Origin of the sequence: Arthrobacter sp. NyZ413 (genome assembly GCF_049390645.1) — a bacterium.
Lineage (GTDB): Bacteria > Actinomycetota > Actinomycetes > Actinomycetales > Micrococcaceae > Arthrobacter.
Genome location: NZ_CP155434.1, coordinates 3,325,364 through 3,345,457, shown reverse-complemented (window position 1 = coordinate 3,345,457; position 20,094 = coordinate 3,325,364). Strand labels below are relative to the sequence as shown.

The following is a 20,094-nucleotide window of genomic DNA, read 5'->3' as shown; positions in this document are numbered from 1 at the left end:
GTCATGGGGTGGTTGGTTTTACTCATTGTCGCGGTTGTGGTGGTGGCGGCAGTCCTGTGGGGCAAGAAATACTTCCGCCGCGAGATCGAACGCGCCAAGAGAATCAATCGGGCAAACAAGAACAACTGATTTAGCACGGCCGGTCTACAAACCGACGGTGCCTGACTGACGGTGCCTGACTTCCGAAGATGCCGGGTACCCGAAGCTCACAGTTCCCGATCGCGCCTAATTCGGCGAGCCCTGCTGAGCGATTGGTACCAGTAGAACGAATCCTTGGGCGTTCTCTCGAGCGTATCGAAGTCCACGTGGACCAAGCCGAACCGCTGCGAGTACCCCGCGGCCCATTCGAAGTTATCCAACAGCGTCCAGACGTAGTAGCCCAGGAGTTCCACGTCATGTGCGATCCCGCCGGGAGCCGTCGCCCGCAGCGCTTGGCCGAGGTGTGAAGCCAGGTAGCTGATCCGGTCGGGGTCGTGAACCGGGCCCGTGGCGTGTTCCGGCTCCGGAAAGCTCGCCCCGCTTTCAGTGATGAACAACGGCGGCAAGGATTCCCCGTAGCGGTCCTTTAGTTCCCTCAGCAGGAAGCCGAGATGCTCGGGCGCGACAGGCCAGCCAAATCCCGTGGTTTCGTACTCGGGGAAGTCCGCAAGGTGGAACGGCAGCTTGGCCATGACCTCGGAGTTGATAGTCAAGGTGGTGCCGTCACCCTGGCCCGAGGCGACCTTCGCAGGGTAGTAGTAATTCACTCCGTAGAAGTCCAGCGGCTGGTGGATGGTCTTGAGGTCCTTCTCCGGGACCTTGCCCAGGGCCCTGAACCACGGTTTCACAGGCAGCGGAGGTTTGGGGTACCGGCCAAGAAGGATGGGATCGGCGTACACCCGGTTGAGGATGAGGTCGAAGGCTTTCGCCATCAGTCCATCCCTGAGCCGCTTGCTCGCCGGGCGTACCGGAGAGTGCATGTTCGCCACGCCGATGGTTCCCACCACCTTGGCGGCGCGTAGGGCCTGGACGGCCAGGCCATGCCCCAGGAGCTGGTGGTGGGCCGCGGGAAGGGCGTCGAAGAGCAGGCGCCTGCCGGGAGCATGGACGCCGAGGGCATATCCTTGCAGCGCAACCGAGACAGGTTCGTTCAAGGTGACCCATTGGGCAACGCGATCCCCGAGCCGTCCGGCTGCGGCAGCGGCGTACTCAGCGAACCGTTCGGCGGTCGCCCGAATCAGCCAGCCGCCGTCGTGCTCCAACGGCAGGGGAGTGTCCCAGTGGTACAGGGTTACCATCGGCGAAATCCCGGCGTTCAGCAGCTTGTCCACCAGGCGATCGTAGAAGTCAAGGCCCTGCTGGTTGACGGGTCCCTTCCCGGCTGGCTGGATCCGCGGCCAGGAAAGCGAGAACCGGTACGAATCGACGCCGAGCTCCCGCATGAGGGCGATGTCCTCCTCGCTGCGGTTATAGTGGTCACAAGCGATTGCGGGCGAATGGCCATCGAGGATCGCGCCGGGCTTCTCGGCGAAGGCATCCCAACTGGAAGGACCCCGTCCGTCCGCGGTGAGTGCGCCTTCGATTTGAAAGGCCGCCGCAGCGACGCCCAACGTGAAGCCGGGACGGATGCGGCCCGCAAGATCCTCCACTTCGGCAGCATCTTGGACGGTCATTCACCTATCATCCAGACGGTTGCGGCACATGGCAATGCCCCGAAAGGGCTCGATTGGCGTCTGCCGCCGATTTCCGGCATACTAGGTGAGTTGTTCAAGCGCTTCTTCGCGTCCCGATCCGGATAATGCCGGGTGTCAGGGTCCAAGCTGAAGCCCAAACATAACCCAGATCCCCAAAGGAATGCGGACGATTTTGCGTGGAATGCGCGACACGCCCGACCGCGGGGGTCGGTGGCGCCGGCAGGTTGAGGAACCCGGATTTTCCGGATTCAGCTTGTGCGGCGGGTGGTAGTACTACTTCAAATGCTTCGGCAGCCACATGCAACATGCAAGTGAACAGGGCAGCCCTCAACCGGGGGCAGCAAAGACTGAAAGAGAGTCAGGCGACATGGCGGGACAAAAAATCCGCATCCGGCTGAAGTCATATGACCACGAGGTCATTGATGTTTCAGCGCGGAAGATCGTTGAGACGGTCACGCGCGCAGGCGCAACGGTAGTGGGCCCCGTCCCGCTTCCGACGGAGAAGAACGTGTACTGCGTTATCCGCTCTCCCCACAAGTACAAGGACAGCCGTGAGCACTTCGAAATGCGTACTCACAAGCGTCTGATCGACATCATCGACCCCACGCCCAAGGCTGTCGACTCGCTCATGCGTCTCGACCTGCCGGCAGACGTGAACATCGAAATCAAGCTCTAAGGGAGGTGCTGAGATAACTATGACCGCAACCCGTAATGTCAAGGGCCTGCTGGGCACGAAGCTCGGCATGACCCAGGTCTGGGACGAGAACAACAAGCTCATCCCCGTCACTGTCGTCCAGGCTGACTCCAACGTCGTCACCCAGCTGCGCAACGCAGAATCCGACGGATACGTCGCCGTCCAGATCGGCTACGGCCAGATCGATCCCCGCAAGGTCACCAAGCCGCTGGCTGGTCACTTTGAAAAGGCTGGCGTAACCCCCCGCCGCCACGTCGTCGAACTGCGCACCGCAGACGCCGCGTCCTACGAGCTGGGCCAGGAGCTTTCTGTTGAGCTCTTCGAAGCCGGCCAGAAGATCGACGTCGTCGGTACCAGCAAGGGTAAGGGCTTCGCCGGTGTCATGAAGCGCCACGGCTTCTCCGGTGTAGGAGCCTCCCACGGTGCGCACAAGAACCACCGCAAGCCCGGTTCCATCGGTGGCGCATCCACCCCGAGCCGCGTCTTCAAGGGTCTGAAAATGGCCGGCCGCATGGGCGCAGTACGTCACACCACGCTGAACCTCACCGTTCACGCAGTTGACGTCGAGAAGTCGCTGCTCCTTATCAAGGGTGCCGTTCCCGGTGCCCGCGGCCAGGTCGTCCTCGTACGCACCGCCGTGAAGGGAGCCTAGTTCAATGACTAGCACTGTCAAGGTAGACCTGCCTGCAGAGATCTTCGACGTCCAGACCAACGTGCCGCTGCTGCACCAGGTCGTCGTCGCACAGCTCGCTGCCGCTCGCCAGGGTACCCACAAGACCAAGACCCGCGCCGAGGTTTCCGGTGCAGGCCGCAAGCCGTTCAAGCAGAAGGGCACCGGTCGCGCCCGCCAGGGTTCCATCCGTGCTCCGCACATGACCGGTGGTGGCATTGTCCACGGCCCGACCCCGCGTGACTACAGCCAGCGCACCCCCAAGAAGATGAAGGCTGCTGCCCTGCGTGGCGCCCTGTCTGACCGCGCCCGCAACGGCCGCATCCACGTCATCTCCGAACTGGTTGCCGGCACCAAGCCGTCCTCCAAGGAGGCCTTGGCGTCGCTGCGTTCGGTTTCCGAGCGCAAGAACCTGCTCGTCGTCATCGAGCGCGCCAACGATGTTGCAGCACTGTCCGTGCGCAACCTCGCGGAAGTTCACGTTCTCTACGCAGACCAGCTGAACACCTACGACGTGCTGGTTTCCGACGACGTGGTCTTCACCAAGGCGGCTTTCGAAGCTTTCATCGCTGACAAGGCAAAGAACGAGGAGGATGCCAAGTGAGTGCAGCCACCATCAAAGACCCCCGCGACGTCATCATCGCACCTGTCGTTTCGGAAAAGAGCTACGGCCTGATCGACGAGGGCAAGTACACCTTCCTGGTGGACCCCCGCTCGAACAAGACCGAGATCAAGCTGGCCGTGGAGAAGATCTTCTCCGTCAAGGTCGAAACGATCAACACCATCAACCGTGCCGGTAAGCGCAAGCGCACCAAATTCGGCTGGGGACAGCGCAAGAGCACCAAGCGTGCAATTGTCACCCTCAAAGAAGGCACAATCGACATCTTCGGCGGTCCGCTCGCGTAGCGGAGACCACTTTAACGAGGAAATGAATTATGGGAATCCGTAAATACAAGCCGACTACGCCGGGCCGCCGCGGCTCGAGCGTAGCCGACTTCGCTGAAATCACGCGATCGACTCCGGAAAAGTCGCTGCTGCGTCCGCTGCACAAGACCGGCGGCCGTAACAACTCCGGTAAGATCACCACCCGTCACAAGGGTGGCGGGCACAAGCGCCAGTACCGTCTGATCGACTTCCGTCGTCACGACAAGGACGGCATCAACGCCCGCGTAGCCGAAATCGAGTACGATCCGAACCGTACGGCGCGCATCGCCCTCCTGCACTACGTTGATGGCACCAAGCGTTACATCATCGCCCCGAACAAGCTCGCCCAGGGCGACTTCGTCGAGGCCGGCCCCGACGCCGACATCAAGCCGGGCAACAACCTGCCCCTGCGCAACATCCCCGTCGGTACCGTTATCCACGCAGTTGAACTGCGTCCGGGTGGCGGCGCCAAGATGGCCCGTTCCGCTGGTGCTTCCGTTCAGCTCGTCGCCAAGGAAGGCCGTTTCGCGCAGCTGCGCCTGCCCTCCGGTGAAATCCGCAACGTTGACGTGCGCTGCCGCGCAACCGTCGGCGAGGTCGGCAACGCCGAGCAGTCGAACATCAACTGGGGCAAGGCCGGCCGTATGCGCTGGAAGGGCGTCCGCCCGACCGTCCGTGGTGTCGCCATGAACCCGGTTGACCACCCGCACGGTGGTGGTGAAGGTAAGACTTCCGGTGGTCGCCACCCGGTCAACCCGAACGGCAAGCCCGAGGGCCGTACCCGCCGCCCCAACAAAGAGAGCGACAAGCTTATTGTTCGTCGCCGTCGTACTGGCAAGAACAAGCGATAGGAGCCTGGACACATGCCACGCAGCCTGAAAAAAGGTCCTTTCGTTGACCAGCACCTCTTTGTGAAGGTCGCCAAGGAAAACGAAAAGGGCACCAAGAACGTCATTAAGACCTGGTCCCGTCGTTCGATGATCATCCCGGACATGCTGGGCCACACGATCGCCGTTCACGACGGACGCAAGCACATCCCGGTGTTTGTCACTGAGTCGATGGTCGGGCACAAGCTCGGCGAATTCGCTCCCACGCGGACATTCCGCGGCCATGTCAAGGACGACCGCAAGGGCAAGCGCCGCTAGGCGCTCGTTCTTACGGCATAGACGAGAGAAGGAAAGCAATGGAAGCCAAGGCTATTGCGCGGCACATCCGCGTAACGCCTATGAAGGCCCGGCGCGTCGTCAACCTTGTTCGTGGCAAGCAAGCGAATGAGGCTCTGGCAATTCTGAAGTTCGCCCAGCAGGCGGCTTCGGAGCCGGTATTCAAGGTAGTTCAGTCGGCAGTGGCAAACGCCCGCGTCCTCGCGGACCGCGATGGCGTTGCCTTTGACGAAGGAGACCTCTACATCAGCGAAGCGTTTGTTGATGAAGGCCCGACCATGAAGCGGTTCCAGCCGCGTGCCCAGGGTCGTGCATTTCAGATCAAGAAGCGCACGAGCCACATCACCGTGGTAGTCGCTACCCCGGAGAAAGAGGAGGCTCGCTAAGTGGGACAGAAAGTAAACCCGCACGGGTTCCGACTCGGCATCACCACCGATCACGTATCGCACTGGTTTGCTGACAGCACCAAGTCGGGCCAGCGGTACAAGGACTTCGTTCGCGAAGACATCCGCATCCGCCAGCTCATGTCCACGGGCATGGAGCGCGCCGGCATCGCCAAGGTCGAAATCGAGCGTACCCGCGACCGCGTCCGCGTGGACATCCACACGGCTCGTCCGGGCATCGTCATCGGCCGCCGAGGCGCAGAAGCAGACCGCATCCGCGGCGAGCTCGAAAAGCTGACCGGCAAGCAGGTCCAGCTGAACATCCTCGAGGTCAAGAACCCCGAGATGGAAGCACAGCTTGTTGCCCAGGGCGTTGCTGAGCAGCTGACTTCCCGCGTGGCTTTCCGCCGTGCGATGAAGAAGGCCATGCAGTCCGCACAGCGTGCCGGTGCCAAGGGTATCCGTATCGCTTGCTCGGGCCGCCTGGGTGGCGCTGAAATGTCCCGCTCGGAGTTCTACCGCGAAGGCCGTGTGCCGCTGCACACCCTGCGTGCGAACATCGACTACGGCTTCTACGAAGCCAAGACCACCTTCGGCCGCATCGGCGTGAAGGTCTGGATCTACAAGGGCGACGTGACCGCCAAGGAACTGGCCGCACAGGCCGCTTCCGCTCCGTCCCGCGGCCGCTCCGGCGACCGTCCGGGCCGTCCGGGTGGCGCTGACCGTGGTGACCGCCGTCGTCGTAACGACCGTCCGGCAGCCGACGCAGCTCCTGCTGCGGAAGCTCCGGCAGCAGAAGCTGCTGCTCCTGCAGCAGAAGGAGGACAGGCTTAAATGCTTATCCCACGTCGAGTCAAGCACCGTAAGCAGCACCACCCGGGTCGTTCCGGCGCTGCTACGGGCGGCACCAAGGTCACTTTCGGTGAGTTCGGCATCCAGGCCCTGAGCCCGGCTTACGTCACGAACCGTCAGATCGAGTCTGCCCGTATCGCGATGACCCGCCACATCAAGCGTGGCGGTAAGGTCTGGATCAACATCTACCCGGACCGTCCGCTGACGAAGAAGCCTGCTGAAACCCGTATGGGTTCCGGTAAGGGTTCTCCGGAATGGTGGGTCGCAAACGTCAAGCCGGGCCGTGTTCTTTTCGAACTCGCCGGTGTCAATGAAGAGGTAGCTCGCGAGGCACTGCGCCTGGCAATCCACAAGCTGCCGTTGAAGGCACGCATTGTGCGTCGCGAAGGTGGTGAATAGAAATGGCAGTAGGGTCGAAGGATCTCGCACCCGCACAGCTGGACGGTTTCGACAACGAGCGTCTCGTTGAAGAACTCCGCAAGTCCAAGGAAGAGCTGTTCAACCTGCGTTTCCAGTCCGCCACCGGACAGCTGGAGAACCACGGTCGTCTGCGCGCGGTAAAGAAGGACATCGCACGCATCTACACCGTTCTCCGTGAGCGCGAGCTGGGCATTCGTGCCGAGGTTGCCGCACCGGTTGTGGAAGCCAAGGAAGAAAAGAAGTCCAAGAAGGCAGAAGCCAAGGCCGCCAAGGCCGAGGCTGAGGCTGGAGAGGACGCCAAGTGAGCGAACAGAAGGAAACTGTGACGGAAGCAGCAGCCAGCGCTAAGCAGCGCGGTTACCGTAAGACGCGTCGCGGCTACGTTGTCTCCGACAAGATGGAAAAGACCATCGTTGTCGAGGTTGAAGACCGCGTGAAGCACGCTCTTTACGGCAAGGTCATTCGCCGCACCTCGAAGGTCAAGGCTCACGACGAGCAGAACACTGCCGGCATCGGCGACCTCGTCCTGATCTCTGAGACCCGTCCGCTGTCCGCTACCAAGCGGTGGCGCCTGGTCGAGATCCTCGAAAAGGCCAAGTAATCCCGCGCCGGGCTTCGTCCCGGCAGCGATGATGGATTAATTGGAAGGCCCGCATTCCGAAAGGGATGCGGGCCTTCTCCCGTTTCGGTCCATAGCACAAATCATGCTAGGATATTGAGTTTGTATGGCGCCATCTGCGCGTCTGCAACCACCTCGTAAACAATCGTGCCGCGGCATACTGCCCCGCGCAGTTATTTCCGCAAGGGAAGCTGATGCTGGCGGCACGGGAGTTTAGGCCTGCTCTGGCAAAATCCAGGCAGGTCAAGAGACACCCCGATCAACCGTTCCGCAAGGCTCATTCCGTATGCTCCATTTCGGTCTGAGAACCGGCGCGACGCAAGGAGTAAAAATTGATTCAGCAGGAGTCGCGACTCAAGGTCGCCGACAACACGGGTGCTAAGGAAATCCTTACCATTCGCGTTCTCGGTGGATCCGGCCGTCGCTACGCAGGCATTGGCGACGTCATCGTCGCAACCGTCAAGGATGCCATCCCGGGCGGCAACGTAAAGAAGGGTGACGTCGTCAAGGCTGTCATCGTTCGCACCAAGAAGGAACGCCGCCGTGCGGATGGTTCCTACATCAAGTTTGACGAGAACGCAGCTGTGATCCTGAAGAACGACGGCGACCCCCGCGGTACCCGTATCTTCGGCCCGGTTGGCCGTGAGCTCCGTGACAAGAAGTTCATGAAGATCGTTTCCCTGGCCCCGGAGGTGCTCTAGTCCATGGCTAAGATCAAGAAGGGTGACCTCGTTCAGGTCATCACCGGCGCGAAGCAGGAACGTGGCGGCGACCGCGGCAAGCAGGGCAAGGTCCTGCGCGTCTACCCGGATGCCAACCGCGTCCTGGTGGAAGGCATCAACCGCGTCACCAAGCACACCAAGGTCGGTCAGTCGCAGCGCGGCACCAAGACCGGTGGCATCGAGGTTGTCGAAGCCCCGATCCACGTCTCCAACGTTGCTCTTGTCGACCCCTCGACCAAGAAGCCGACCCGTGTTGGTTTCCGTCTCGAGACCGTTGAGAAGGACGGCGTCTCCAAGACCGTCCGCATCCGCGTGTCCAAGGCAACCGGGAAGGACATCTAATGAGCGAAACACTGTCTGAGACCGCCGCAGTGACGAAGATCGTTCCGCGTCTGAAGACGAAGTACGCAGATTCCATCAAGCAGGCACTGGTTGATGAATTCAAGTACCCGAACGTGAACCAGGTTCCCCGCCTGGTGAAGGTTGTTGTGAACATGGGTGTTGGAGATGCCGCCAAGGACTCCAAGCTGATCGACGGCGCTGTCCGCGACCTCACCCTGATCACCGGCCAGAAGCCGCAGGTAACCAAGGCCCGCAAGTCCATCGCCCAGTTCAAGCTGCGCGAAGGCATGCCCATCGGTGCTCACGCAACCCTGCGTGGCGACCGCATGTGGGAATTCGTGGACCGCCTCGTGACCCTCGCCCTGCCCCGTATCCGCGACTTCCGCGGCCTCAACGGCAAGCAGTTCGACGGCAACGGCAACTACACCTTCGGTCTGACCGAGCAGGTTATGTTCCACGAGATCGACCAGGACTCCATCGACCGCGTCCGCGGTATGGACATCACGGTCGTCACCACTGCCAAGACCGATGACGAAGGCCGTGCGCTGCTCAAGGCACTTGGCTTCCCGTTCAAATCCGAAGACTAATAACTACGTAGTAGGTCCGGCCGAGGCCGCTTTTGCGGCCAAAGCGGAAACCGTTACGAGGAAGGGCTAGAGCCCAAATGACTATGACAGATCCTGTCGCAGACATGCTGACGCGTCTGCGCAACGCTAACTCGGCTTACCACGACTCCGTGAGCATGCCGTACAGCAAGCTCAAGGCACGCGTTGCCGACATCCTGAAGGCGGAAGGCTACATCGCCGCCTGGAAGGAAGAGGAAGCCGAAGTCGGCAAGAAGCTGACCATCGACCTCAAGTTCGGTCCGAACCGCGAGCGTTCGATCGCTGGTGTCCGCCGTATTTCCAAGCCTGGCCTCCGCGTTTACGCGAAGTCCACCAACCTGCCTCACGTGCTGGGTGGCCTGGGTATCGCAATCCTGTCCACCTCTTCCGGCCTCCTGACTGACAAGCAGGCCGGCAAGAAGGGCGTGGGCGGCGAAGTCCTCGCGTACGTCTGGTAACGGGAAAGGAAGAGAATAATGTCACGTATTGGACGTCTCCCCATCACCGTTCCTGCCGGCGTCGAAGTCAAGGTTGATGGCTCCGTCATCAGCGTCAAGGGCACCAAGGGCGAGCTGACCCACACTGTGGCCAGCCCGATCGAGGTCAACTTGGACGACACCACCTTGACCGTCACCCGCCCGAACGACGAGCGCGCCTCGCGTTCCCTGCACGGCCTGACCCGCACCCTGATCGCCAACATGATCGAGGGTGTCACCAAGGGCTACGAGAAGAAGCTTGAAATCGTCGGTACCGGTTACCGCGTTCAGGCCAAGGGTTCTGACCTTGAGTTCGCTCTCGGCTTCAGCCACCCGGTCAACGTCTCCGCTCCGGAAGGCATCACCTTCACGGTGGAGGGTCCGACCAAGTTCTCCGTCGCGGGTATCTCCAAGCAGCAGGTCGGCGAGGTTGCTGCCAACATTCGCAAGCTGCGCAAGCCTGACCCCTACAAGGGCAAGGGTGTCCGTTACGCCGGCGAAGTCATCCGCCGCAAGGTCGGAAAGGCTGGTAAGTAAACCATGGCCATCGCAATTAACAAGAAGCGCACGAACAAGAGCAAGGCTGCTGCACGCAGCCGTCGCCAGCTTCGTATCCGCAAGCGCATCACCGGTACGGCTGTACGTCCTCGCTTGGTCGTCAACCGTTCTGCCCGCCACATCTTCGTCCAGGTTGTCGACGACTCCAAGGGTGTAACCGTGGCTTACGCTTCCACCCTGGAAGCCGACCTTCGTGCATTCGACGGTGACAAGACTGCCAAGGCCAAGCGCGTTGGCGAGCTCGTCGCCGAGCGCGCGAAGGCTGCAGGCATCGAAGCAGTTGTCTTCGACCGCGGTGGTAACAAGTACCACGGCCGCATCGCCGCCGTCGCAGACGGTGCTCGCGAAGGTGGGCTGGCACTGTGACCGTTGAGAATAACGAAAAGGACATTCAGGTGACTGAAGCTGCAGCTGCTGAGGCAACTGAGACCACTGCTGCCACCGAAGACCGCCGCGGCGGTCGTCGTGGCGAGCGTGGTGACCGTGGCCAGGGCCGCGGCGACCGTGGTGGCCGTGGTGGCCGCGACGGCGGTCGCGAGGCCGAGAAGAGCCAGTTCGTCGAGCGCGTTGTGACCATCAACCGCGTCGCCAAGGTCGTCAAGGGTGGTCGTCGCTTCAGCTTCACCGCCCTTGTGGTCGTCGGTGACGGCAACGGCTTGGTCGGCGTTGGCTACGGCAAGGCAAAGGAAGTTCCCGCCGCTATCGCGAAGGGCGTCGAAGAGGCCAAGAAGTCCTTCTTCCGCGTTCCTCGCGTTGGCAACAGCATCCCGCACCGTGTGCAGGGTGAGGCCGCGGCAGGCGTTGTCATGCTGCGTCCGGCTTCCCCGGGTACCGGTGTTATCGCCGGTGGTCCGGTCCGCGCGGTACTGGAATGCGTCGGTATCCACGACGTCCTCTCCAAGTCGCTCGGTTCCTCGAACGCCATCAACATCGTTCACGCGACTGTCGACGCCCTTAAGCGACTGGAAGAGCCCGCTTCCGTGGCAGCCCGCCGTGGCCTGCCGCTGGACGAGGTTGCTCCGAACGCTCTGGTGCGCGCGCTCCAGAACCAGAAGGCAGGTGTTTAGTCATGGCTAAGAACCTGACTCCCTCCGACGCTCAGTTGGAGATCACCCAGATCAAGGGCGTCGTCGGCGCCAAGCAGAACCAGCGTGAGACCCTGCGGTCCCTCGGCCTCAAGCGCATCGGACACACCGTTGTCCGCACCGCTGACGCCGTGACCGTTGGAATGATCAACACGGTTCCGCACCTCGTGAATGTAGAGGAGGCGAAGTAATGGCCGAGAACAAGACCGCCGCAGAGGCTGCTGAGAAGCAGAGCACTCTGAAGGTCCACCACCTGCGTCCCGCTCCGGGTGCCAAGACCGCCAAGACCCGTGTTGGTCGTGGTGAAGGCTCCAAGGGTAAGACCGCTGGTCGCGGTACCAAGGGTACGAAGGCCCGCTACCAGGTCAAGGCCGGCTTTGCTGGCGGCCAGTTGCCGCTGCACATGCGCCTGCCGAAGCTCCGTGGCTTCAAGAACCCGTTCCGGGTTGAGTTCCAGGTTGTGAACCTGGACCGGCTCAACGAGCTGTTCCCGGAAGGCGGCGCTGTGACCGTCGAGTCCTTGGTTGAGAAGGGTGCCGTTCGCAAGAACCAGCCCGTCAAGGTGCTGGGCACCGGCGACATCACCGTCAAGGTTGACGTCACCGCCCACGCTTTCTCTTCCAGCGCAGCTGAAAAGATCGCGGCAGCAGGCGGATCCACCACCACCCTCTAGGGGCCGGGGTGTAACCACCAGCTGTTGACAGACTCCCGGTGCGGGGGGCTTCGGCCTCCCGCACCGGGAGTTTTTTCATATGGCGCAGGACTCTCGATTGTTCGCATGACGCATGAAACCGTTAGACTCGGGTGTTGGGTTTCATCGACCCCGACAACACCCTTGGACCTTTAACTCAGGAGGACGCTTGCTAAGCGCATTCGCCCGGGCATTTCGGACGCCTGATCTGCGTCGCAAGTTGTTGTTCACGCTAGGAATCATCGCGATCTTCCGTTTGGGCGCTTTTATCCCTTCGCCGGGTGTGAGCTACCAAAATGTTCAGCAATGCTTGTCAGCCAATCAGGACACGGGCGGCCTCTACCAGCTCGTCAACCTGTTCAGCGGCGGGGCACTGCTGCAGGTCTCGGTTTTCGCGCTGGGTATCATGCCGTACATCACGTCCAGCATCATCGTGCAGTTGCTCCGCGTGGTCATTCCGCGGTTCCAGCAACTGTACGAAGAAGGTGCGTCGGGGCAGGGGAAACTGACCCAATACACTCGGTACCTCACTATCGCCTTGGGCTTGCTGAACGCCACCACCTTGGTCTCCTTGGCGCGTTCCGGCCAGCTGCTGCCCAACTGCCAGCTGCCAATCATCCCGGATACCAGCATCATCGCCACCATCCTCGTGGTGATCACCCTTACGGCCGGAACCGGCCTCATCATGTGGATGGGTGAACTCGTTACCGAGAAGGGTGTGGGCAATGGCATGTCCTTGCTCATTTTCACCTCGATCGCCGCGGGCTTCCCCACCTCGCTGGGCGCCATCTGGAACTCCAAGGGTCCGGGAACTTTCTTCACGGTGGTGGCCATCGGCTTGGTGACCGTTGCGCTCGTAGTGTTCGTCGAACAGTCCCAGCGGCGCATTCCCGTCCAGTACGCCAAGCGCATGATCGGACGGCGGACCGTGGGCGGCACCAGCACCTACATCCCCATCAAGGTGAACATGGCCGGCGTCGTGCCCGTCATCTTCGCTTCCTCCATGCTCTACCTGCCCGGCCTGATTGCGCAGTTCAATCAGCCGAAGGCCGGAGAGACGATCGCCCCTTGGGTTGAGTGGATCAACAACAACCTCACGCGCGGCGACCACCCTATCTACATGGCGTTGTACTTCGTCATGATCGTGTTCTTCACCTACTTCTATGTCGCGATCACCTTCAACCCTGAAGAGGTCTCGGACAACATGAAGAAGTACGGCGGGTTCATTCCGGGCATCCGGGCGGGTAAACCGACCGCGGATTACCTGCAGTACGTGCTTTCCAGGATCACCCTCCCCGGCGCCCTCTACTTGGGCATCGTGGCGCTGATCCCGCTGGTCGCACTCGTCCTGATCAACGCCAACCAGAACTTCCCGTTCGGTGGTACGTCAATCCTGATCATGGTGGGTGTTGGCCTGGAAACCGTCAAGCAGATTGATGCGCAGCTACAACAACGTCACTACGAAGGGCTTTTGCGATGACGAGAATGCTGATCATTGGACCTCCGGGTTCGGGCAAGGGAACCCAGGCAGAGCGGATTTCCGAGCGCCTGGGCGTAGTCGCCATTTCCACGGGCGATATCTTCCGTGCAAACGTCAAGGGCGAAACCCCCCTGGGCATCGAGGCCAAGAAGTACATGGACGCCGGCGACTTCGTTCCGGACAGCGTCACCAACAAGATGGTGCGCGACCGCCTGAGCGAGGACGACGTCGAAAACGGCTTCCTGCTCGACGGCTACCCGCGCACGACCGCGCAGGTTGAATACCTGGACGAGATCCTCGCCAAGACCGAAGAGAAGCTCGACGTCGTGCTTCAGCTGACGGCCGACGACGAGGAACTTGTTGCGCGCTTGCTGGGACGTGCCAAGGAGACCGGGCGCTCGGACGACAACGAAACCGTCATCCGCCACCGCCTGGACCTTTACCACGAGCAGACTGAAGCTGTGGTGGCCAAGTACGCAGAACGCGGCATCCTGACCCGCGTCGATGGCATTGGCGCCATCGACGAGGTCACGGACCGGGTCCTGCTGGCCATTGAAGCAGCCAAGGCCGTCTAAGTCCCGTCCTGGACTGAAGGCAACCACAAGGGGTGTCGCGCGCAGGTAAATGCGCGGGACACCCCTTTTGCTTGCCTCCGCACCCCTCTCCCGGTTTCGGGCATCGCAGAGGATGCGCGAAAATAGATGGAGACCCGAGACCGGCCTGCATCCGTAGAAGGACAACAGCAGGCACAAACACCCGCAAGAGGAGACCATGGCGTTCGGCCAGCCCCGCATCGAATACAAGACCAACGAGCAAATGCGCAAGATGCAGGAAGCCGGGGTGGTCCTCAGCCGCGCCCTCGACGCAGCTGTCGCGGCAGCCAAGCCCGGAGTCACCACCAAGGAGATCGATGCTGTCTTTGCCTCGATCCTGAACGACGCAGGCGCGAAGTCGAATTTCCTCGGATACCACGGGTTCCCTGCCACTATCTGTACGTCCGTGAACGAGGAAGTGGTCCACGGCATCCCGGGAGACCGTGTCCTGCAGGACGGGGACATAATTTCGATCGACGGCGGAGCTATTGTGGATGGCTGGCACTCCGATTCGGCCCGCACGGTGATCGTTGGTACCGCGGACCCTGAAGACCAGCGGCTCTCGGACGTCACGGAGGCCGCGATGTGGCACGGGATCGCTGCCCTGGCGAAGGGCAGGTTCGTCGGCGACATCGGAAATGCCATTGATGACTACGTTTCTTCCGTCCCCGGGAAGACGCTGGGCATCCTCGAGGACTACGTAGGCCACGGCATCGGATCCGAGATGCACATGGCTCCGGACGTCTTGAACTACCGCACCAAGCATCGTGGAGCGAAGGTCCGCCCGGGCCTCTGCCTGGCGATTGAGCCCATGCTTGTCCGGGGTGGTATCGAAACGGCAACCCTCGACGACGACTGGACAGTGGTTACCACTGACGGGAAGCGTTCGTGCCAGTGGGAGCACTCGGTCGCCGTCCACGAAAAGGGCATCTGGGTACTGTCCGCCCCCGATGGCGGGGCCGCGCAGTTGGCGCCTCTCGGCGTCGTACCCGTACCGATCCCGTAACGGGACGGGGCCGGTAAAGCAGTCCGCCCGGAAAATAATCGCAGAAACAGAAAATCCCTGGCGGCGCCTCTGCGGCGTCGCCAGGGATTTCCTATTTCCAACCGGATTAGCTCTTGAGCTTCGGCTTGACGTCCTTCGTGTAGATTCCGTCAAGAGTCTTCTTGAGGTCGGTCATGGTCGCTTTCACGTCACCCTGCTGGGTCATGATCTTGGCGGCGGCCTTGGCCATTTCTTGGTCCGCACCCGGAAGGAACACGCGCGCGTTGTCCTGCACCCTTGTGACGGCCAACTGGTCCATGGCCGTCTTGATCTGCGGGGTCTTCGCGAGGACGGCCGTCATGTCCGCCGAAACCCGGGTGGGCATGTAACCGGTTGCCGCGGAGAACGCTGCCGTGTTTTCAGGTTCGGTCATGAACTTCAGGAACGTGGCCGCGGCGAGTTGCTCTTCCTTGCTGATGCCGCTCGGGATGCCGAGGCCCGCACCGCCGGTGGGGCAGACACCGCTGGTCACCATGGGGCCGCCGGGCAGGAAGCCGACGCCCACGTTGAACTTCGCGGACTTGAGGATGCCCAGCAAGGAACCGGTCGAAGAGATGGTGGCGGACGCGATGCCGGCGGCAAAGTCGTCGCCGGCATCCTTGGAGGAAACGCCGGCCCACTTGTCCTTGTAGATGGAGTCCTGGACCCACTGGAGGGCCGTCACGGATTCGGTGGAGTCGCAGGTGATGTCCCAATCCTTGGACCAGCCGCCGCCCCAGCCCCAAAGGTTGTTCTGGAGGGTCCATCCCGCGTAACCGGCCAAAGCGGGGTACATGTACGCATACTGGGCGCCCGACGCGGCTTTGAGCTTGGGAGCCCATTCGGCGAATTCTTCCCACGTGGACGGTGCCCGGTCCGGAAGGCCGGCCGCCTTGAAGTGGTCCTTGTTGTAGTAGAACAGCGGGGTGGAGCGGCCGTAGGGGAGCGCCCACTGCTTGCCGCCGTACTGGTAATCGCTCACCAAGGACTTTTGGAAGTCATCAATCTTGATGTCGAGCTGCTTTACGAGGCCGTCGAGCGGAATGATGTTGCCGTTGGAGAAGTAGCGGAACCACCAGACGTCGGACAGGACAACGAGGGCAGGGAGCCCGGTTTTTGCGGCCTGGGTGGTCTGGAACTTCTGGGCGATTTCTTCGTAATTCGCGCCGGCAGTGACGAGGTTGACCTTGATACCCGGGAACTTGGCCTGGAACTTGTCGATGATGGACTTCTCGACATCCTGCGACTGGCCGGGGTGGTTGGTCCAGAAGTCGATCGACGCGGCGGGCTTCACGCCGCTGAAGTCGAGGTCGGCGGGTGCGCTTGACGAGCCGGGGTTTGCCGTGGAGGGGCCGCCGCACGCTGCCAGGGCGGCTGCGCCGACTCCTAGTCCGGCGAGCCCCAGGAAACTCCGGCGGTCAAAATTCGTTGGCATGGTGGTCCTCTCAGGGATTCAAGGGTTGCGAGATGTTCTTGGAAGGTTGCGGCTTGGCCAAGTCCGGCCAAACCACGGGTGTGGCTGATTAGCCGGTGACGCTGCCTTGGGTCAGTCCAGCGACGATGTACCTTTGCAAGGCGGCGAAAACCAGCAGGATGGGAATGATGACGAGCACAGCGCCTGCCATGAGGATTCCCCACCCGGCGCCGTTGCTTTCAGAGTTCTGGAGCAGGGTCAGCCCTACGGGCAGGGTCATGGATTCGGGCCTGTCCGTGATGATCAGTGGCCAGATGTAGTCGTTCCATTCGCTGACCACGGTGACTAGGGCGACCGTGGCGATGGATGGAATCGAAACCGGAACGATGATTTGCCACATCCGGCGCCAGTGGCCCGCGCCGTCAATCTCGGCGGCTTCGAGGATCGATCCCGGGAGGGTGAGGAAGTGTTGGCGGAGGAGGAAGGTTCCGAACGCGGTTCCGAGGCCCGGAAGGATGATTCCCCACAGTGTGTTTTTGCCGCCCATGCCTGCAATGAGTATGTAGTTGGGCAGGATGGAAACCTGGGCTGGAACCATCAGGGCCACCAAGATGACCACGAAGATCACGTTCTTGAAGGGAAAGCGCACGAAGACTAGTGCGTAGGCGGTGAGGATGGCCAGGATTACCTTCACCGTGGCGCCCACTACTGTGACGATGAGGCTGTTGAGGAAGAACCTGCCAAACGGCACAGTGGTCATTGCCGTTTGGTAGGTGTCCAGGTTCAGGCCCTGCGGGAGGACCTTCAGGTCGGTGGTGACGATCTCGCCAGGTTGCTTGAAGGAGCTGAGCACCATCCACAGCAGGGGCAGAACCACGATCACGGTGGCGGCGATGAGGGGCAGGTAGCCTCCCGCGACCGTCTTGACGAGGTTGGAACGGGAGAAGGGGCGCGCGCGCTCGGCTGCCATGCTCATGAGTAGTGCACCTTCCGTTCTACGAACCGCAACTGGACCACGGTGATGATCAGCAGGATGGCGAAGAGGATCACCGAGACTGTCGCCGAATAGCCGGCGCGGTTATAGGCGCCGAATGCCTGGAGGTAGGCCTCGTAGATCAGGGTGCTGGTGCCGTTGCCCAAAGGCGTCATGATTCGGATCAGGTCGAATGCCTGCAAAGAGCTGAGCATGGTGGTGATCAGCAGGAAGAAGGTTGTGGGGGACAAGAGCGGGAGCGAGACGTTCAGGAATCGTCGGAAGCCGTTGGCGCCGTCCAAGGATGCCGCTTCCATGACGTCCTTGGGCAACGATTGCAGTCCGGCCAGATAGACCACCGCGCAGTACCCGAGGTTCTTCCAGACGTAGACGATGATGACCATCACGAGTGCGAGCTGGGGGTCGTTGATCCACTGCGGGCTTTGCTGTCCGAGTCCGCGGAGGATCCACGCGAGCACTCCGTAGCCGGGGTCGAAGATGAAGAGCCACACCAGGCCGACGCCGACGCCGGACAGAACGTACGGGGCGAAAACGGCTGAGCGGGCGAAGGTTGTCCCGCGGACTTTCGAGTTCAGCGCGAGCGAAACGAGCAGGCCCAGCAGCATGGATCCGCCGACGGTTACCACAGTGAAGACGGCGGTGGTGCCAAGGACCCTGCCGGCGTCGTCACTTGAGAAGAACGCGACATAGTTGTCCAGGCCAACCACGGTTGCCGAGGTGGCGCCCAGGGTCCAGTCGAGGGTGGAGTAGTAGACGTTGTTGATCAGCGGCCAGTAGGTGAACACCGCGATCAAGATGAGGTTCGGCAGCGCGAGCGCGAGGAAGACGAAGAAGTCCCTCCGCGTCCGGCCGGTCCAGCGTGAACGGCGCTGCGGCAGGGACGCTGCGGCCTGCTGGGCAGGCCGACTTTGCGTGAGTTGTGGAGTCATGGGGGTCTCTAACGGTTTGCAGATGACGGGTGCGCGCCGGGCTCGAAAATGTTGGGTCGAGGGGGGCTGCTAGAAACACCTCACCACACCGAAAGCGCTGTCAAGTCAAGAAAAGGGCCGTCGCCGGAATTGTTGGACAAGCCTTTCGCGCTCGTTTACTTGACGTTTTGTGACGGGTGGGGCCTCGTTCATATTCGAGGCAGGACTACCACTTGTGCGGGGTTTTCGAGAAACGCCGGAGACGACGACGGCGACCCGACCGCGTGTGCGGGGGTCGCCGTCGTCGTCTTCCGTTAGTGGACTGGCAAATTCAGCGGATTGGGAAACTCGGCGGAAGGAGTTCGTGGGTGGGCCGCCGCGCGTAGTCGGACGCGGTGAGCGAGGAGATGTAACGGTCCAGGAACTCCTGGGCACGTTCCCGGTAGTCATTCGTGTCCACTGTGATGATTTCGCCGTTGTCCACGATGGTCCGGCCGGCGACGACAACCCGGGTGATGTCCCGGCCGTCTCCATTCATGATCAGGGTGCGGATGGGGTCCGCGTGCGGACCGATGTGGCTTCCGGTCAAATCCAGGACGAAGTAGTCGGCCTGCGCCCCGGGTGCCAGTCGGCCGAGGTCTGGGCGGCCCAGCGAGTCAGCGGGGTCCAAGGTCGCGGAGCGGAATAGATCCGCGGCTTGGGCGCTCGACCGGTCTGCGGTGAGGGTTTTGGTCATGCCCATCGCAAGGTCCATGGCGCGGATCATGTTCGGCGGCGCGGAGTCGGTCCCGAGCACAATCCGGACGCCCTTTTCGCGGTAGGAGTCGTAGTTGTCGAGCATCCCGCCGTAGTGGGCCATGGGGATGGGGCAGAGGAGGACTGTCGACCCGGAATCGGCAAGCAGTGCGACGTCGTCTCCCGATCCGAACGCTTCGGGCATGTTGGGGTGCCCCGGGACCGTCCAGGCGTGGGGGATATAGGTTCTTTCAGTGAGGAAACCGAGGTCCGCCAAGTAGGGGAGGGGGCGCAGTCCTGTACGGGCAAGGATGGTTTCGACTTCGAAGAGGCCCTGGGCTGCGTGCAGGCGTACTGGCAGCTTGAGTTCGTCTGCGGCTTGCCGGGTCAGGCGAAGGGTCTTCTCGGTTTGCGTCTCGATTCGTGCGGGCAACAAAGCCGTCCGGATGAGTCCGTCCGCCCGGCCGTCGTAGTCCTGGGCGAAACGGATCGCTTCTTCGAGGCCTTCGAGTCCGAGTCGTTCGTCCTCGTGGAGGAAGACCCGCTTTCCGTCCGTGTAGGGCACGGCTGTGCGATAGCTTGGCCCCAGGTACGCCCGCACGCCGAGGGCCTCGACTGCTGCGGCGGTGTCGGCGAGGTCTTCATAGTCCTCGCACCATTCGTGGTAGCTCTCCGACGCGATGGGCATGAGGGTCGTGATGCCGTTGCGGACTAGTTGGGACAGGGCGAACTCCCGCCTGAACCGTGCCTCTTTCCGCGTGAAAACAGCGGTCCGGCCCTTGAGGTAGTCCTCGGACCAGACGAGGCCCAGGCGTCGGGTTGCGTCGGGCCACGAGTCGAAGAGGGCGTGGTCGATGTCCGCCAAGGCGTTCAAGTCAATGAAACCGGGCGACAGGATGGCTTCCCCGGCGTTGATTTCGGTATCGACGACGCCGGGGTAGTCCCTGCCGACGAAGACGATGGTTCCGTCGTCGTGGACAAGTTCCGCGTCCGGCAGGATGCAGTGGTCGCCTTCGGCGTAGCCAATGACGAAGGCGGCTTTGATGCGCGTGATCACGGGGGCTCCTTG

The 20,094-nt window shown here is 61.8% G+C and carries 29 protein-coding genes; 24 read left to right on the top strand and 5 right to left on the bottom strand.

Going from position 1 to position 20,094, the window contains the following annotated elements; genetic code table 11:
• The first annotated feature begins 3 nt into the window (after positions 1-3).
• On the top strand, positions 4-129 hold the full coding sequence (locus tag ABCW42_RS15650; protein WP_268908652.1) for a hypothetical protein: 126 nt from the start codon (positions 4-6) through the stop codon (positions 127-129).
• A 77-nt stretch (positions 130-206) separates the two neighbouring features.
• On the opposite strand, the gene ABCW42_RS15645 is transcribed toward ABCW42_RS15650, so the two are convergent.
• Positions 207-1,652 (bottom strand): GH1 family beta-glucosidase, encoded by a 1,446-nt coding sequence (locus tag ABCW42_RS15645; protein ID WP_423182060.1) that lies wholly within the window; start codon positions 1,650-1,652, stop codon positions 207-209.
• A gap of 388 nt (positions 1,653-2,040) precedes the next feature.
• Here ABCW42_RS15645 and rpsJ point away from each other — a divergent pair, with 388 nt between their 5' ends.
• The 23 genes from rpsJ to map all read left to right on the top strand — a co-directional run bounded on the left by rpsJ (position 2,041) and on the right by map (position 14,956).
• Positions 2,041-2,349 carry a 30S ribosomal protein S10 gene (gene rpsJ, locus ABCW42_RS15640; RefSeq protein ID WP_003803825.1) on the top strand — a complete coding sequence of 103 codons (309 nt, stop codon included), beginning with the start codon at positions 2,041-2,043 and terminating at the stop codon, positions 2,347-2,349.
• 19 nt (positions 2,350-2,368) lie between these two features.
• Positions 2,369-3,019: a 50S ribosomal protein L3 gene (rplC, locus tag ABCW42_RS15635; RefSeq protein ID WP_133202379.1), complete on the top strand. Its 651-nt coding sequence runs from the start codon at positions 2,369-2,371 to the stop codon at positions 3,017-3,019.
• 4 nt (positions 3,020-3,023) lie between these two features.
• The gene (rplD, locus tag ABCW42_RS15630) at positions 3,024-3,641 is read left to right on the top strand and encodes a 50S ribosomal protein L4 (protein ID WP_133202378.1); all 618 of its coding nucleotides are present in this window, start codon (positions 3,024-3,026) and stop codon (positions 3,639-3,641) included.
• Complete coding sequence (gene rplW / locus ABCW42_RS15625; protein WP_133202377.1) at positions 3,638-3,943, top strand: 50S ribosomal protein L23; 306 nt, start codon at positions 3,638-3,640, stop codon at positions 3,941-3,943. The genes rplD and rplW overlap by 4 nt, the downstream gene beginning before the upstream one ends.
• A 29-nt stretch (positions 3,944-3,972) precedes the next feature.
• Positions 3,973-4,812, top strand: a complete 840-nt coding sequence (gene rplB, locus ABCW42_RS15620; protein ID WP_133202376.1) for a 50S ribosomal protein L2 — start codon at positions 3,973-3,975, stop codon at positions 4,810-4,812.
• 12 nt (positions 4,813-4,824) lie between these two features.
• Complete coding sequence (rpsS, locus tag ABCW42_RS15615; RefSeq protein ID WP_070350362.1) at positions 4,825-5,106, top strand: 30S ribosomal protein S19; 282 nt, start codon at positions 4,825-4,827, stop codon at positions 5,104-5,106.
• A gap of 38 nt (positions 5,107-5,144) precedes the next feature.
• On the top strand, positions 5,145-5,510 hold the full coding sequence (gene rplV, locus ABCW42_RS15610; RefSeq protein ID WP_133202375.1) for a 50S ribosomal protein L22: 366 nt from the start codon (positions 5,145-5,147) through the stop codon (positions 5,508-5,510).
• Positions 5,511-6,341 carry a 30S ribosomal protein S3 gene (rpsC, locus tag ABCW42_RS15605; protein WP_133202374.1) on the top strand — a complete coding sequence of 277 codons (831 nt, stop codon included), beginning with the start codon at positions 5,511-5,513 and terminating at the stop codon, positions 6,339-6,341.
• Entirely contained in the window at positions 6,342-6,758 is a 417-nt protein-coding gene (gene rplP / locus ABCW42_RS15600) for a 50S ribosomal protein L16 (protein ID WP_133202373.1), read from the top strand.
• 2 nt (positions 6,759-6,760) lie between these two features.
• A complete protein-coding gene (gene rpmC, locus ABCW42_RS15595) occupies positions 6,761-7,084 on the top strand; it encodes a 50S ribosomal protein L29 (protein WP_423182059.1) in 324 nt (107 codons plus the stop codon).
• On the top strand, positions 7,081-7,380 hold the full coding sequence (gene rpsQ / locus ABCW42_RS15590) for a 30S ribosomal protein S17 (protein WP_423182058.1): 300 nt from the start codon (positions 7,081-7,083) through the stop codon (positions 7,378-7,380). Before rpmC ends, rpsQ begins: the two co-directional genes overlap by 4 nt.
• A 350-nt stretch (positions 7,381-7,730) precedes the next feature.
• On the top strand, positions 7,731-8,099 hold the full coding sequence (gene rplN, locus ABCW42_RS15585; protein ID WP_003803789.1) for a 50S ribosomal protein L14: 369 nt from the start codon (positions 7,731-7,733) through the stop codon (positions 8,097-8,099).
• Positions 8,100-8,102: 3 nt separating this feature from the next.
• The gene (gene rplX, locus ABCW42_RS15580) at positions 8,103-8,462 is read left to right on the top strand and encodes a 50S ribosomal protein L24 (RefSeq protein ID WP_133202370.1); all 360 of its coding nucleotides are present in this window, start codon (positions 8,103-8,105) and stop codon (positions 8,460-8,462) included.
• Complete coding sequence (rplE, locus tag ABCW42_RS15575) at positions 8,462-9,049, top strand: 50S ribosomal protein L5 (protein WP_423182057.1); 588 nt, start codon at positions 8,462-8,464, stop codon at positions 9,047-9,049. Before rplX ends, rplE begins: the two co-directional genes overlap by 1 nt.
• A 77-nt stretch (positions 9,050-9,126) precedes the next feature.
• Positions 9,127-9,525 (top strand): 30S ribosomal protein S8, encoded by a 399-nt coding sequence (gene rpsH / locus ABCW42_RS15570; protein WP_133202368.1) that lies wholly within the window; start codon positions 9,127-9,129, stop codon positions 9,523-9,525.
• A gap of 18 nt (positions 9,526-9,543) precedes the next feature.
• Entirely contained in the window at positions 9,544-10,080 is a 537-nt protein-coding gene (gene rplF, locus ABCW42_RS15565) for a 50S ribosomal protein L6 (RefSeq protein WP_423182056.1), read from the top strand.
• A 3-nt stretch (positions 10,081-10,083) separates the two neighbouring features.
• The gene (gene rplR / locus ABCW42_RS15560; RefSeq protein WP_423182055.1) at positions 10,084-10,467 is read left to right on the top strand and encodes a 50S ribosomal protein L18; all 384 of its coding nucleotides are present in this window, start codon (positions 10,084-10,086) and stop codon (positions 10,465-10,467) included.
• Between the two features lie 29 nt (positions 10,468-10,496).
• Positions 10,497-11,168 (top strand): 30S ribosomal protein S5, encoded by a 672-nt coding sequence (gene rpsE / locus ABCW42_RS15555; RefSeq protein WP_423182054.1) that lies wholly within the window; start codon positions 10,497-10,499, stop codon positions 11,166-11,168.
• A 2-nt stretch (positions 11,169-11,170) separates the two neighbouring features.
• A complete protein-coding gene (gene rpmD / locus ABCW42_RS15550) occupies positions 11,171-11,377 on the top strand; it encodes a 50S ribosomal protein L30 (protein WP_133202364.1) in 207 nt (68 codons plus the stop codon).
• Entirely contained in the window at positions 11,377-11,859 is a 483-nt protein-coding gene (gene rplO, locus ABCW42_RS15545; RefSeq protein ID WP_423182053.1) for a 50S ribosomal protein L15, read from the top strand. The genes rpmD and rplO overlap by 1 nt, the downstream gene beginning before the upstream one ends.
• A gap of 187 nt (positions 11,860-12,046) precedes the next feature.
• Positions 12,047-13,357, top strand: coding sequence for a preprotein translocase subunit SecY (gene secY, locus ABCW42_RS15540; RefSeq protein ID WP_133202362.1), 1,311 nt, complete (start codon positions 12,047-12,049; stop codon positions 13,355-13,357).
• Positions 13,358-13,362: 5 nt separating this feature from the next.
• Positions 13,363-13,932: an adenylate kinase gene (locus ABCW42_RS15535; RefSeq protein WP_205754059.1), complete on the top strand. Its 570-nt coding sequence runs from the start codon at positions 13,363-13,365 to the stop codon at positions 13,930-13,932.
• A 196-nt stretch (positions 13,933-14,128) separates the two neighbouring features.
• The gene (map, locus tag ABCW42_RS15530; protein WP_423182052.1) at positions 14,129-14,956 is read left to right on the top strand and encodes a type I methionyl aminopeptidase; all 828 of its coding nucleotides are present in this window, start codon (positions 14,129-14,131) and stop codon (positions 14,954-14,956) included.
• A gap of 106 nt (positions 14,957-15,062) precedes the next feature.
• On the opposite strand, the gene ABCW42_RS15525 is transcribed toward map, so the two are convergent.
• The 4 genes from ABCW42_RS15525 to ABCW42_RS15510 form a co-directional block, all read right to left on the bottom strand.
• On the bottom strand, positions 15,063-16,409 hold the full coding sequence (locus tag ABCW42_RS15525) for an ABC transporter substrate-binding protein (RefSeq protein ID WP_423182051.1): 1,347 nt from the start codon (positions 16,407-16,409) through the stop codon (positions 15,063-15,065).
• An 88-nt stretch (positions 16,410-16,497) separates the two neighbouring features.
• Entirely contained in the window at positions 16,498-17,364 is an 867-nt protein-coding gene (locus tag ABCW42_RS15520; RefSeq protein WP_423182050.1) for a carbohydrate ABC transporter permease, read from the bottom strand.
• Positions 17,361-18,311, bottom strand: coding sequence for a carbohydrate ABC transporter permease (locus tag ABCW42_RS15515; RefSeq protein WP_423182049.1), 951 nt, complete (start codon positions 18,309-18,311; stop codon positions 17,361-17,363). The genes ABCW42_RS15520 and ABCW42_RS15515 overlap by 4 nt, the downstream gene beginning before the upstream one ends.
• Positions 18,312-18,621: 310 nt before the next feature.
• The gene (locus ABCW42_RS15510) at positions 18,622-20,082 is read right to left on the bottom strand and encodes a chlorohydrolase family protein (protein ID WP_423182048.1); all 1,461 of its coding nucleotides are present in this window, start codon (positions 20,080-20,082) and stop codon (positions 18,622-18,624) included.
• Positions 20,083-20,094: the final 12 nt, after the last annotated feature.

Excerpts from the sequence above, each read along its gene's own strand:
- rplB (WP_133202376.1), top strand. The coding sequence starts at position 3,973 with ATGGGAATCCGTAAATACAAGCCGACTACGCCGGGCCGCCGCGGCTCG.
- ABCW42_RS15525 (WP_423182051.1), bottom strand. The coding sequence starts at position 16,409 with ATGCCAACGAATTTTGACCGCCGGAGTTTCCTGGGGCTCGCCGGACTA.
- rplX (WP_133202370.1), top strand. The coding sequence starts at position 8,103 with ATGGCTAAGATCAAGAAGGGTGACCTCGTTCAGGTCATCACCGGCGCG.
- ABCW42_RS15515 (WP_423182049.1), bottom strand. The coding sequence starts at position 18,311 with ATGACTCCACAACTCACGCAAAGTCGGCCTGCCCAGCAGGCCGCAGCG.
- rplF (WP_423182056.1), top strand. The coding sequence starts at position 9,544 with ATGTCACGTATTGGACGTCTCCCCATCACCGTTCCTGCCGGCGTCGAA.
- rpsS (WP_070350362.1), top strand. The coding sequence starts at position 4,825 with ATGCCACGCAGCCTGAAAAAAGGTCCTTTCGTTGACCAGCACCTCTTT.
- rplE (WP_423182057.1), top strand. The coding sequence starts at position 8,462 with ATGAGCGAAACACTGTCTGAGACCGCCGCAGTGACGAAGATCGTTCCG.
- rpmC (WP_423182059.1), top strand. The coding sequence starts at position 6,761 with ATGGCAGTAGGGTCGAAGGATCTCGCACCCGCACAGCTGGACGGTTTC.
- rplR (WP_423182055.1), top strand. The coding sequence starts at position 10,084 with ATGGCCATCGCAATTAACAAGAAGCGCACGAACAAGAGCAAGGCTGCT.
- rplV (WP_133202375.1), top strand. The coding sequence starts at position 5,145 with ATGGAAGCCAAGGCTATTGCGCGGCACATCCGCGTAACGCCTATGAAG.
- rplP (WP_133202373.1), top strand. The coding sequence starts at position 6,342 with ATGCTTATCCCACGTCGAGTCAAGCACCGTAAGCAGCACCACCCGGGT.
- ABCW42_RS15650 (WP_268908652.1), top strand. The coding sequence starts at position 4 with ATGGGGTGGTTGGTTTTACTCATTGTCGCGGTTGTGGTGGTGGCGGCA.
- ABCW42_RS15645 (WP_423182060.1), bottom strand. The coding sequence starts at position 1,652 with ATGACCGTCCAAGATGCTGCCGAAGTGGAGGATCTTGCGGGCCGCATC.
- rplC (WP_133202379.1), top strand. The coding sequence starts at position 2,369 with ATGACCGCAACCCGTAATGTCAAGGGCCTGCTGGGCACGAAGCTCGGC.
- rplO (WP_423182053.1), top strand. The coding sequence starts at position 11,377 with ATGGCCGAGAACAAGACCGCCGCAGAGGCTGCTGAGAAGCAGAGCACT.
- rpsH (WP_133202368.1), top strand. The coding sequence starts at position 9,127 with ATGACTATGACAGATCCTGTCGCAGACATGCTGACGCGTCTGCGCAAC.
- rpmD (WP_133202364.1), top strand. The coding sequence starts at position 11,171 with ATGGCTAAGAACCTGACTCCCTCCGACGCTCAGTTGGAGATCACCCAG.
- rpsJ (WP_003803825.1), top strand. The coding sequence starts at position 2,041 with ATGGCGGGACAAAAAATCCGCATCCGGCTGAAGTCATATGACCACGAG.
- map (WP_423182052.1), top strand. The coding sequence starts at position 14,129 with ATGGCGTTCGGCCAGCCCCGCATCGAATACAAGACCAACGAGCAAATG.
- ABCW42_RS15535 (WP_205754059.1), top strand. The coding sequence starts at position 13,363 with ATGCTGATCATTGGACCTCCGGGTTCGGGCAAGGGAACCCAGGCAGAG.
- rplD (WP_133202378.1), top strand. The coding sequence starts at position 3,024 with ATGACTAGCACTGTCAAGGTAGACCTGCCTGCAGAGATCTTCGACGTC.
- ABCW42_RS15520 (WP_423182050.1), bottom strand. The coding sequence starts at position 17,364 with ATGAGCATGGCAGCCGAGCGCGCGCGCCCCTTCTCCCGTTCCAACCTC.